The organism is Nocardiopsis ansamitocini (assembly GCF_030268225.1).
In the GTDB taxonomy this organism is placed as follows: domain Bacteria; phylum Actinomycetota; class Actinomycetes; order Streptosporangiales; family Streptosporangiaceae; genus Nocardiopsis_D; species Nocardiopsis_D ansamitocini.
Genome location: NZ_BSQG01000001.1, coordinates 1,035,149 through 1,046,114, shown reverse-complemented (window position 1 = coordinate 1,046,114; position 10,966 = coordinate 1,035,149). Strand labels below are relative to the sequence as shown.

At 67.7% G+C, this 10,966-nt stretch carries 10 protein-coding genes; all 10 read left to right on the top strand.

The window, feature by feature from the left end:
• Nucleotides 1-30: 30 nt before the first annotated feature.
• The 10 genes from QSJ59_RS04735 to trmD all read left to right on the top strand — a co-directional run bounded on the left by QSJ59_RS04735 (nt 31) and on the right by trmD (nt 10,933).
• Complete coding sequence (locus QSJ59_RS04735; protein WP_285757443.1) at nt 31-969, top strand: ABC transporter substrate-binding protein; 939 nt, start codon at nt 31-33, stop codon at nt 967-969.
• A gap of 5 nt (nt 970-974) precedes the next feature.
• Nucleotides 975-2,021: a FecCD family ABC transporter permease gene (locus QSJ59_RS04730; protein ID WP_432707420.1), complete on the top strand. Its 1,047-nt coding sequence runs from the start codon at nt 975-977 to the stop codon at nt 2,019-2,021.
• A gap of 236 nt (nt 2,022-2,257) precedes the next feature.
• Nucleotides 2,258-3,442 carry a signal recognition particle-docking protein FtsY gene (gene ftsY, locus QSJ59_RS04725; protein WP_285757442.1) on the top strand — a complete coding sequence of 395 codons (1,185 nt, stop codon included), beginning with the start codon at nt 2,258-2,260 and terminating at the stop codon, nt 3,440-3,442.
• A 461-nt stretch (nt 3,443-3,903) separates the two neighbouring features.
• Entirely contained in the window at nt 3,904-5,223 is a 1,320-nt protein-coding gene (locus QSJ59_RS04720) for an ammonium transporter (RefSeq protein WP_285757441.1), read from the top strand.
• 346 nt (nt 5,224-5,569) lie between these two features.
• Entirely contained in the window at nt 5,570-6,769 is a 1,200-nt protein-coding gene (locus QSJ59_RS04715) for a LolA-like protein (protein WP_285757440.1), read from the top strand.
• Nucleotides 6,770-6,892: 123 nt separating this feature from the next.
• Complete coding sequence (ffh, locus tag QSJ59_RS04710) at nt 6,893-8,500, top strand: signal recognition particle protein (RefSeq protein WP_285757439.1); 1,608 nt, start codon at nt 6,893-6,895, stop codon at nt 8,498-8,500.
• Between the two features lie 270 nt (nt 8,501-8,770).
• Nucleotides 8,771-9,223 carry a 30S ribosomal protein S16 gene (gene rpsP, locus QSJ59_RS04705; protein ID WP_285757438.1) on the top strand — a complete coding sequence of 151 codons (453 nt, stop codon included), beginning with the start codon at nt 8,771-8,773 and terminating at the stop codon, nt 9,221-9,223.
• A gap of 1 nt (nt 9,224) precedes the next feature.
• Nucleotides 9,225-9,467: an RNA-binding protein gene (locus QSJ59_RS04700; protein ID WP_285757437.1), complete on the top strand. Its 243-nt coding sequence runs from the start codon at nt 9,225-9,227 to the stop codon at nt 9,465-9,467.
• 139 nt (nt 9,468-9,606) lie between these two features.
• Nucleotides 9,607-10,119 carry a ribosome maturation factor RimM gene (rimM, locus tag QSJ59_RS04695; protein ID WP_285757436.1) on the top strand — a complete coding sequence of 171 codons (513 nt, stop codon included), beginning with the start codon at nt 9,607-9,609 and terminating at the stop codon, nt 10,117-10,119.
• Between the two features lie 25 nt (nt 10,120-10,144).
• Nucleotides 10,145-10,933: a tRNA (guanosine(37)-N1)-methyltransferase TrmD gene (trmD, locus tag QSJ59_RS04690; protein ID WP_285757435.1), complete on the top strand. Its 789-nt coding sequence runs from the start codon at nt 10,145-10,147 to the stop codon at nt 10,931-10,933.
• The last annotated feature ends 33 nt before the right edge of the window (nt 10,934-10,966 follow it).

The following is a 10,966-nucleotide window of genomic DNA, read 5'->3' as shown; positions in this document are numbered from 1 at the left end:
TTCTCCCTGCCTTCTGCTTTAAGGAGCCCAGTGCGCCTCGCACGCCGACTGGTGGCCCTGCCACTGCTCGCTACCCTTTCGCTCACCGCCTGCGGCGGCCTCGACCCGGACGACACCGTTCCCGACACCGGGGGCACCGCGCAGGGCAGTGAGGGCTTCCCGCTCACCGTCGCCGACTCGCGCGGAGAGGTCACCCTGGACGCCGCCCCCGAACGCATCGTTTCGCTGTCGCCCTCGGCGACCGAGATGCTCTTCGCCGTCGGGGCGGGGGACCAGGTCGTTGCAGCCGACGAGTATTCCAACTACCCCGAAGAGGCGCCCACCACCGACCTGTCCGGGTTCACCCCCAGCGTCGAGGCGATCACCGAGTACGACCCCGATCTCGTCGTCATGGCAAACGACGGCGAAGAGACCGTCTCGCAGTTGGAGGCCGTGCAGATCCCGGTCCTCCTTCTTCCCGCCGCTGTCGGCCTGGACGACACCTACTCCCAGCTGGAGCTGCTCGGAGAGGCAACCGGAAACGGCGACGAGGGCACCAAGGCCGCGGAGCAGCTGAAAACCCGAATCGACGGCATCGTCGCGGAGGTGGAGGAGAGCGGCGCCAGCGATCTCACCTACTACCACGAGATCGACGCCGCGATGTACTCGGTGACCTCCGAAACCTTCATCGGCCAGGTCTACTCGCTCTTCGGGCTGACCAACATCGCCGACGCCACAGAGGACACCGCCGGCGGCTACCCGCAGCTCTCCGCGGAGTACATCGTCGAGGAGAACCCCGACCTGGTCTTCCTGTCCTACCCCGACGGTGCGCAGGACTTCGCCGAGCGTCCGGCCTTCGACTCCGTCACCGCGGTCGAGGACGGCAACGTCATCGAACTGGACGCCGACGTCTCCTCGCGCTGGGGGCCGCGCGTCGCCGACTTCGCAGAGGACGTCGCCCAGGCCATCGACGCCACCAAGGGCCAGTAGCCCCAATGCGGACGGTGTTGCGGGGGTCGGTGCTGGTCGGACCGCTGTGGACCCTCGGTGGTCTGGCCGTACTGCTGGCCGCGATGACCATCGGAGTAGGGGCCGGCGCCGCAAGCATCGGCCCCCTCGACATCGTCCGCGAACTACTGAGCCACGTGCCCTGGCTGAACGTGCAGTCGCCACTCGGCGAGCGGCAGCAGGCGGTCCTGTTCCAACTGCGGTTGCCCCGTGTCGTCATGGGCGCGGTGGTCGGCGCGCTCCTGGCAGTCGCCGGAGCCGCCTACCAGGGAGTGTTTCGCAACCCGCTGGCCGACCCCTATCTGCTGGGCGCTGCCGGCGGCGCCGGCCTTGGGGCGACCGTGGTCATCATCTACGGTCAGGGTGTCGACCTCGGTCTGCCGCTGATCCCGATGGCGGCGTTCGTGGGTGCGCTCACCGGCGTCATGGGCGCCTACTTCCTCGGCAGTACCGCAGGGCGTGGCGGGTCGGCGTCGCTCGTCCTGGCCGGGGTGGCGGTCTCCTCCTTCCTGGCCGCTGTGCAGACGCTCATCCAGCAGTTGGAACTTCAAGACCTCCAGCGCGTCTACGCATGGATCATGGGGGGCCTCGGGCGCGGCGGGTGGAGCGACCTGTGGCTCATCGCGCCCTACGCCGCGGTCTCCCTGCTGGTGCTGTTGCCGTGCGGCTACTTCCTCGACCTGCTCGCTCTCGGCGACGACAAGGCCAACAGCCTGGGCCTCAACCCTTCCCACGTGCGATTGACCGTGATCGCCGCCGCCTCCCTGGCCACCGCAGCGGCCGTCTGCGTCAGCGGGCTCATCGGGTTCGTGGGGATCGTGGTCCCGCACATCGTGCGCCGTCTGGTCGGTCCCAACTACCGTCGGATCCTGCCGGTCTCCCTTGTCGTCGGGGGCGCGTTCATGGTGTCGGCCGACATCGTGGCCCGTACGGTAATTGCGCCCGCCGAGCTCCCCATCGGCGTTGTCACCGCCTTCGTCGGTGCGCCGTTCTTCGTCCTCATCCTGCGCAGCACGCGACACAGCGCTGTCTGAGCCCGGCGCGGGCCGGCCCTTTCGGTGCGATTCGTCGCAACCCCGGGGTTCCCCGCTGCGCCCATGGGGCAGTCTCTTCCCAGACATCGAGGCGCAACCATTTGGGTCGGGCACCGGCCCCGTGCCCGAGAGGCGTCGGCTGCAGTCTGGTCCGCACACCGCCGGCCGACGAGCCGAGGGGAAGGCTCGTGTGCGGTGCCGGCTCCCAGCACGGGTTCTGAGACACTGGAGGCGCTATGGAATACACCATCGTTGGCATTGTCATCTTCGTCATCGCCGTGTTGGTCGTCGGTGGCGCGTTTCTGATCCGCCCCCGGCACTCGGTGGAGACCGAGGAGCGGCCCAAGGTCGAGGAGCCCCAGACCCAGGAGGGCCGGCCGCCCGCAACCGTCGAAGAGGGTGCCGCCGAGGACGGGGGAGCGACCGCCGCAGTCGCCGAGCCCGCCGCGCCGACCGCGCCCGCCCAGCCGGTCGCACCGCAGATCGAGACGCCGCCGCCTTCGGCCGGCCGTCTGGTCCGACTGCGCGCCAGGCTGGCCCAGTCGCAGAATGCCTTCGGGCGGGGGCTGCTGACCCTGTTGTCCAGCGACAAGCTCGACGAGGACGTCTGGGAGGAGATCGAGGAGGTCCTTATCACCGCCGACGTCGGTGTCACCTCCGCTTCCCAGATCGTTGAGGGCCTGCGCACCAAGGTCAAGGTCCTGGGCACCCGCACCCCCGGGGACGTCCGGTCGCTGTTGCGCGAGGAACTCGTCGCCCATATCAACCCGGACCTCGACCGTGCCGTGCGCACGGAGCCCCACGGCGACCGCCCCGCCGTGATCATGGTGGTCGGCGTCAACGGGGTCGGCAAGACCACCACCACGGGCAAGCTCGCACGGGTGATCATCGGCGACGGCCACACCGCTGTGCTGGGTGCCGCTGACACTTTCCGCGCTGCCGCCGCCGAACAGCTGCAGACGTGGGGAGAGCGCGTGGGAGCCCCGGTCATCCGCAAGGAAGAGGGCGCGGACCCGGCCAGTGTCGCCTTCGACGCGGTGACCCGTGGGATCGCCGACGGCGTCGACACCGTCATCATCGACACCGCCGGGCGGCTGCACACCAAAACCGGCCTGATGGACGAGCTCGGCAAGGTCAAGCGCGTCGTCGAGAAGCGGTCCCAAGTCGACGAGGTCCTGTTGGTCCTGGACGCCACCACCGGCCAGAACGGACTGCGTCAGGCGCGGGTCTTCGCCGAGGTCGTCAACATCACCGGCATCGTCCTGACCAAGCTGGACGGCACCGCCAAGGGGGGCATCGTCATCCAGGTGCAGCGCGAGCTCGGAGTGCCGGTCAAGCTGGTCGGCCTGGGAGAGGGGCCCGACGACCTCGCCCCCTTCGACCCCGAGACGTTCGTCGACGCGATCCTCGAACTTTCCTGATCCCGGTCCCATCCGGACGGCCCCCACCCTTGCGCACCGCCGGGGTGGGGGCCGTCGCTGTTTTCCGCCCTTCGCGATGTCCACTCATCCGATGGACGGTTCATCATCGGATCTACAGAACCCAGGAGCCGAACATCGGTCAGGGTTTTGTGCCCGCCGCCGCCCTTCACCCCCGCGCGTGCTCTGTGTTCATCAGGTTTTAACCCCAAGCAGACTCCGGCCGAAGCAAACCAATAGATCGCATTGTGGTAACGAGGGCAGATGATCAAGCTCTGACCTGCGCGTTCATTCGCATGTAACGCCATGCCCGATGTCTTTACCTGGCGGCAACAGTGCAGGTCGCACCGATTAACACGCCTGGCTGACGCTTTCGGTCGTGGAAGCTGGTCGTCGAGCCCAACGGTGCGCCCGAGCGAACCACTCACTCCCGTACGTATCCCCCGCACGACCCTGGAGGCGATGTGGAAAACCTCGATACCGGAACGACTGCGTGGCTGCTGATAAGCGCCGCACTCGTGATGCTCATGACGCCTGGCCTCGCCTTCTTCTACGGCGGTATGTCCCGGGCCAAGAGCGTCCTGAACATGATGCTGATGAGCTTCGCCAGCATCGCGATCGTCAGTGTCCTGTGGGTGCTGGTCGGTTACTCCCTCACCTACGGCGAGGGCTACGGTCCGCTCACGCACTTCATCGGTGGCTTCGGTGACTTCGGCTCCGGTGGCTTCATCGGAGAGATCGACGCCGAGGGCGGTTACCCGCTCCTGGTCGACGTCGGCTTCCAGATGATGTTCGCGGTCATCACCGTTGCGCTGATCAGCGGGGCGATCGCTGACCGTGCCAAGTTCGGTGCATGGCTGGTCTTCGTTCCGATCTGGGCGCTCGTCGTGTACTTCCCCGTCGCCCGCTGGGTCTGGGGCGGTGGCTGGTTCGACCAGCTCGAAACCTGGTTCGGCGTCGGCATCGTCGACTTCGCGGGTGGTACCGCGGTGCACATCAACGCCGGCGCCGCGGCCCTGGCTCTGACCTTCGTGCTCGGCCGCCGCAAGGGCTTCGGCTCCGAGTCCATGCGTCCGCACAACCTGCCCTTCGTCCTGCTGGGCGCGGCCCTGCTGTGGTTCGGCTGGTTCGGCTTCAACGCGGGCTCCGCGTACGCCGCCGACGCCACCGCCGGCCTGGCCCTGGTCAACACCCAGGTCTGCACCGCCGCCGCTACCGGCGCGTGGATGCTGGTGGAGCGGATCCGCTACGGCAAGGTCACCGCGCTCGGCTTCGCCTCCGGTGCCATCGCCGGCCTCGTCGCGATCACGCCCGCCGCGGCCAACGTCACCCCGCTGTGGGCCGTTGTCCTCGGGCTGCTTTCCGGTGGTGTCTGCGCCTACGCCATCAGCTGGAAGTTCAAGTTCAAGTACGACGACGCGCTCGACGTGGTCGGCATCCACATGGTCGGCGGCATCATCGGCTCGCTCGCCCTGGGTCTGTTCGCCTCGGCGGTCACCGGTGGCCCCGACGGCATCTTCTTCGGCGGCAGCCCGATGTTCTTCGTCGTCCAGTTGATCGCGGTCGTGGCCACGATCGTCTATTCCTTCGGGGTCACCTGGCTGATCGCCAAGGTCATCGACCTCGCCGTCGGGTTCCGTATCCCCGAGCACGTCGAGACCAACGGTCTCGACAGCGAGCTCCACTCCGAGTCGGCCTACGCCTTCGAGGAGCTGGACGAGCAGGAGCTCTCCTCGCCGACGCCTCCGGGCGAGGAGAAGCCCTCAAAGCAGGTGCAGGTCTAGCGGCTTCAGCGTTGAAATCGCACCCCGCACCATAAGCGTTGGGGGCCAGTCGGGCCGGCGAGGATCATCCTCGCCGGCCCGTACTGCTGTCCGGAGTAATGGGAAAAAAGGGTAATTTCTCCCTCTCTGGTCTTTTGCACAACGAGCCGGGACAGAGGTGTTCGGTAGGCTGTTGCCTCAACACGGAGATCCGGGGCTTGCCGGCCCGATGGGACCTCTTCTTCCCGGGCCGGCCATCGGGCTGAGCGGTCGTTTCGCACCGTCTCAGAACCGGATCCGACTCCGCTGCGTCCAAGCTTTTCGACGACAGATCCCTTACTTCCCTTGGCGGGAGCCAGGAGGCACAATGGCGCCGGCATTTCGCAGGTCGCGGCGATCGACTAGAACCACGGCTACCGCGGCCGCAACTGCTGTACTCGTACTCGGCGCCGCCGGGTGCGCGATCGATCTCAGTGACTGGCGTCCGGGCGGACCGGAGCCGTCCCCTTCGCCGACCCCGGTCAGTGCGGGGCCGATCCTGGAGTCCGCGCTCGACGCGCTGGCCGAGCTCCCCGCGGTACAGCTCACCGGCCAGTTCGCCCCGGCGGGCGACGAAGAAGAGGCACCGGTGCAGACCGACCTCACCGTTACCGACACCGGAGCCGCGCTGGGCACCTTCCAGACGGCCGACGGAGACGCTCGCTACATGGAGGTCGACCGCAAGCTCTTCATTGATGCCGGCGACGGCTACTGGCTGGACCAGGGGGTGTTCAACCCCGACTCCGACTCCTACGCCGACCACTGGGTGCGGGTTGGTCACAGCGCACTCGGCCTCGACCCGGGAGGCGCGCTCACGCCGAGCGCACTCTCCGACATCCTGCGGGCCCGGGCCCCGGAAGGAGAATCCGAAGCGGTCGAGGAGAAACTCGCCGGAACCGTCGCCTACCGCGTCGACCTCAGCGGGGGAAAGGTCTGGGTCACCAAGGACGAACCCCACACGCTGATCCGAATGCAGGTCGAGGAGCTCGCCCCGGAGGACGGTGGACTCGCCACTCGCATCGAGGCCGACTTCGCAGCCCCCGACACAGCCGCCGTCGAGAAGGTCTACGACGACCTCGCGGCTATCGCTGAGGACGACCTCGGCTCGGCCCGTGACTCCCGTATCGAGGTCCAATGGGAGGACGAGGGGGAGATGAGCTGCCAGACCGGTGGTAAGTGCACGATCTCCGGGACCGTCAGGGACGTCGGCGGCGGTAGCGGGGAGGCGACCGTTCTCGTCCGGATGGACGGCACGTTCAGCAACTCGGAGCTCGGCGAGAAGAAGTGCAGCAAGACCGGCAGGCTCAAGGCCGGTGGCACCGTCGAGCTCGCATGCTCCACCGACTACGAGCTCGCTCCCAGCACCAACCCGCAGAGCTACGAGGTCAGCGGGAACCGCCTGTTGTCCACACGCGCGCTCTCCGGCGACGCGAAGGACGCCATCGTCGGGCTCGTCAAGGAACAGCGCGAGGCCACACTTGAAGGCGGTGCCCAGGCTTCACCCGAGGCCAGCCCCTCCGGCAACTGACGCCTCCGGACGCCCCGGGGCCGACCACGCACCCGTGGTCGGCCCCGGGGCAGGGCCCACCTGGGACTCCCGGCGGGTAACCTAGAAGACCGATCCAGCAGACACTACGGAACAGGGCCACCCGTGTTCGAGACGCTTTCCGACCGGCTCACAACGGTCTTCTCCTCGCTGCGCGGCAAAGGCCGTCTGTCCGAGGAGGACATCAACGCGACCGCGCGAGAGATCCGGCTCGCCCTGCTCGAAGCCGACGTCGCGCTGCCCGTCGTGCGTGAGTTCATCGCGCAGATCAAGGAGCGCGCGCGCGGTGAAGAGGTCGCCAAGGCGCTGAACCCGGCGCAGCAGGTCATCAAGATCGTCAACGAGGAGCTCGTCGAGATCCTCGGCGGTCAGACCCGCGAGATCAGGTTCGCGAAGAACCCACCGACCGTCATCATGCTCGCCGGTCTCCAAGGCGCCGGCAAGACCACCCTGGCCGGCAAGCTCGCCAAGTGGCTCGGTGCCCAGCGCAACACTCCTCTCCTCGTCGCGGCCGACCTCCAGCGCCCCAACGCCGTCACCCAGTTGCAGGTGATGGGCCAGCGTGCGAGCGTTCCGGTGTTCGCACCCCAGCCCGGCAACGGTGTGGGCGACCCGGTCGAGGTGGCGCGCGAGTCGATCGAACACGCCCGGCGCAACAACCACAACATCGTCATCATCGACACCGCGGGCCGCCTCGGCGTCGACTCCGAGCTGATGCGCCAGGCAGCCGATATCCGCGACGCGGTCACCCCCGACGAGATCCTCTTCGTCGTCGACGCCATGATCGGCCAGGACGCGGTCAACACCGCGCAGGCGTTCCTCGACGGGGTCGGCTACGACGCGGTCGCGCTCACCAAGCTCGACGGTGACGCCCGTGGTGGCGCCGCGCTGTCGATCCGTCACATCACCGGTCGGCCGATCATGTTCGCCTCGACCGGCGAGAAGCTTGAGGACTTCGACCTCTTCCACCCCGACCGGATGGCTTCGCGCATCCTCGACATGGGCGACGTGCTCACCCTGATCGAGCAGGCGCAGCGCACGTTCGAGCAGGAGGAAGTCGAGAAGATGGCCAGTACGCTGGCCTCCGACGACGACTTCACGCTGGACGACTTCCTCCAGCAGATGATGATGGTTCGCAGGCTCGGTCCGATCGGCAACCTCCTGGGCATGATGCCCGGTATGGGGCAGATGCGTGACCAGATCAACAACGTCGACGACAAGGATCTGGATCGCATCACCGCGGTCATCCGGTCGATGACCCCGGCGGAGCGTGCCAACCCCAAACTCATCAACGGTTCCCGTCGGCTGCGGATCGCCAACGGCTCCGGCACCCAGGTGGGCGATGTCAGCGGCCTGGTCACCCGGTTCTTCGAGGCGCAGAAGATGCTGCGTCAGATGAAGAGCGGTGGCGGCATCCCCGGGATGCCGGGAATGCCGGGCATGGGGGGCGGGCGCAACAAGAAGGCGCTCAAGGCCGCGGCCAAGAAGAACGGCAAGAAGAACAAACAGCGCAGCGGCAACCCCCTCAAGGCCAAGCAGCAGGAGGCCGAACGGGCTGCCGAGCGTGAGAAGCGGCGTACCGAGGGCCCGGCTCCCGACCAGTCGGGTCCGCAGCTGCCCCCCGGTTTCGGCGGTGGGGCACCCGGGCTTCCGCCGGGCCTCGGTGGCAAAAAGATGCCCGACCTCTCGGATTTCAAGCTGCCCAAGCAGTAGCCGGCGGGTGACCCGTGCCTCATGTCCGTGGCCGGGTGCCCGTTCGGGGCGGGGCGTGTGCGCTGCTCGCAGCCGCGCATTCCGCCACGCCAGGCTCGGACGCACACCGTGCGTCCGATCGTCTGGCACAATTGGGTGTTGACTAACGGCGCGCGGAGTCAGCCCTCTAACTAACTCCCGTGCCCACGTCCCCGCCCCAATGCTGTTCCGCAACCCCACGCGGTGCATGCGGTCCGGGCACATTCCGCCTTAACGGGAGAGACCACACCAGTGGCTGTCAAGATCAAGCTCAAGCGTATGGGAAAGATCCGTACGCCGCAGTACCGCATCGTCATCGCCGACTCGCGCACCAAGCGTGACGGAAAGGCGATCGAGGAGATCGGCAAGTACCACCCCAAGGAGGAGCCGAGCCTCATCGAGGTGAACTCCGAGCGGGCGCAGTACTGGCTGTCCGTGGGTGCTCAGCCCACCGGTCCGGTTCAGCACCTCCTCAAGCTCACCGGTGACTGGCAGAAGTTCAAGGGCCTGCCGGCTCCGGGGCCGCTGAAGGTCGCCGAGCCCAAGGACAAGGAGGCCCAGGAGGCCGCCTTCCAGGCAGCGCTCAAGGAGCTTGTCCTGCCGGGTACCGAGGGCAAGGGCAAGCCCAAGAAGGCCGCTGAGAAGCCGGCCGCCGAGGACAAGCCCGCCGAGGCTCCCGCGGAGAAGTCCGAGGGCGAGGCCTGACGTGTTGGAAGAGGCGCTTGAGCACCTCGTCAAGGGAATCGTCGAGAGCCCTGACGACGTCCAGGTGCGGGCCAAGCGGTTCCGCAAGGGCAAGGTGCTCGAAGTCCGGGTCCACCCCGATGATCTCGGGAAGGTGATCGGCCGCAACGGCCGTACCGCGAAGGCACTGCGCACCGTTGTCGGTTCGCTCGCCGGCGGTCGGTACGTTCGCGTCGATCTGCTGGATCTGCACGAAGTGCGCTGACGCGCGCGGCGTGGACCCAAGCCCGCTCGGGCTGTGTCCTCGTCGTGCGCGCGATCTGCGCGGGTAGGGATCCCCTGCCCGCGCGGTGTCGTTATCCGCCCCCGTTCGCCAGTTGGCTGCCCGTCCCAAGGAGAACCACTTGCGTCTCGTCGTCGGCCGGATCGGCCGCGCCCACGGTGTCCGTGGCGAGGTCTCGGTAGACGTGCGCACCGACAGTCCGGGGGAGCGATTCGGGGTTGGCGCCGTGCTGCTCACCGACCCCGAGAGCGCCGGGCCGCTCACGATCAGGGCCATGCGCGAGCACTCCGGTCGGCTGCTGGTCCGTTTTGAAGGCGTCAAAGGCCGCACCGAGGCCGAGTCCCTGCGCGGAATCGCGCTACTGGTCGACTCCGCCGATATCGCACCCGTCGACGACCCCGACGAGTTCCACGACCACGAGTTGCTCGGGTTGAAGGTTCAGACCGTCGACGGAGAATCCGTGGGCGTGGTCGCCGACATCCTGCACAACGCCCAGGACGTCCTGGTGGTCAAGGGGGGAGGCGGCACCGAGATCCTGATCCCGTTTGTCCGCGCACTGGTCCCCCAGATCGACACCGAGGCCGGACGCCTCGTGGTCGACCCACCGCCGGGCCTGCTGGACCTGGGCGAATAGTCCGCGAGAAAGCTTTCACGTCCCCATGCGCATTGACATCATCACGATCTTCCCCGACTACTTCACGCCGCTGGAACTCTCCCTGATCGGGAAGGCACGGCGTTCGGGTCTGCTCGATGTCCGGTTGCACGACCTGCGCTCCTGGACCTACGACCGGCACAACACCGTGGACGACAGTCCGTACGGCGGTGGTCCGGGCATGGTGATGAAGCCCGAGCCCTGGGGGGAGGCCCTGGACGCGGTGAGTGCCGCGGTTCCTGCCGCGTCGCCCCGGTTGATCCTGCCCACTCCCAGCGGGCTGCCTTTCACTCAGGCCGACGCGGGGCGCCTGGCCGGTGAACCCTGGCTGGTCTTCGCCTGCGGCCGCTACGAAGGCATCGACTCCCGTGTCGCCGCTGATGCCGCACTGCGTATGCCGGTCGAGGAGATCAGCATCGGCGACTACGTGCTCAACGGCGGGGAATCGGCCACCTTGGTCATGGTTGAGGCGATCTCCCGGCTGTTGCCCGGTGTCCTGGGCAACGCCGACTCCGTGGCCCAGGACTCTTTCGCGCCGGGGCTGATGGACAACCTGGTCGAGGGGCCGGTCTACACCAAGCCACCGGCCTGGCGGGGCCAGGAGGTCCCGCCGGTCCTGCTGTCGGGCAACCACGGTGCGGTGGACCGCTGGCGACGCGACGAGGCGCTGAGAAAGACCGCGCGCAACCGCCCTGAACTGCTGGACCGCCTCGATCCTGAGAGACTCGACCGTCGTGACCGTGAGGTCGTCGCCGAACGCCGGTTACAGGTCGGCCCCGAATCTATGGCAGACTAGACGAGTTGCCCCTGACCGTCGGCCTGTGCTGGC

Excerpts from the sequence above, each read along its gene's own strand:
- QSJ59_RS04730 (WP_432707420.1), top strand. The coding sequence starts at position 975 with ATGCGGACGGTGTTGCGGGGGTCGGTGCTGGTCGGACCGCTGTGGACC.
- ftsY (WP_285757442.1), top strand. The coding sequence starts at position 2,258 with ATGGAATACACCATCGTTGGCATTGTCATCTTCGTCATCGCCGTGTTG.
- QSJ59_RS04715 (WP_285757440.1), top strand. The coding sequence starts at position 5,570 with ATGGCGCCGGCATTTCGCAGGTCGCGGCGATCGACTAGAACCACGGCT.
- trmD (WP_285757435.1), top strand. The coding sequence starts at position 10,145 with ATGCGCATTGACATCATCACGATCTTCCCCGACTACTTCACGCCGCTG.